Consider the following 390-nt stretch of genomic DNA (forward strand, 5'->3'; position numbering starts at 1 on the left):
GGTTCTGCCGATAGGAAGCTTGATATGGTGTATCAATTCTATTTCATGACAGTTTTTTCCACGGATCAGATGTCGAGGTACTGCATAGCTTCTGTGTATTCTCACAAAGGAGTCAAAAAAATTTTTATGAAGAAGATTACCTAAAGAGTCCAGAATACAATGCTTTTTTTCAAGAGTAATGATTCGGGTATAATCCTTTAATGCTTCCAGATAAAGAATATCTGTTTTTCTGACCTGAAAAATATTTCCGCTTTCTTTTAGATTAATGAAGTCCTGTCCAAGAATGGCATCATAGCACTCACACTTTTCTTTCACTTTAAAAAAATCAAAAAGCTTTTGCATAGAATAATGAAAGCGTTCCGTGGTTAAAGGCTTGGTAATAAAATCAAG

1 protein-coding gene is annotated in these 390 nt (G+C 34.1%); it reads right to left on the reverse strand.

Annotated elements, in window-relative coordinates:
- On the reverse strand, nucleotides 1-315 hold a 315-nt coding region (locus tag SB689_RS22630; protein WP_410694322.1), incomplete at its 3' end, for a LytTR family transcriptional regulator DNA-binding domain-containing protein.
- Nucleotides 316-390 lie beyond the last annotated feature (75 nt).

Source organism: Chryseobacterium sp. SIMBA_038, assembly GCF_046535115.1.
GTDB lineage: Bacteria > Bacteroidota > Bacteroidia > Flavobacteriales > Weeksellaceae > Chryseobacterium.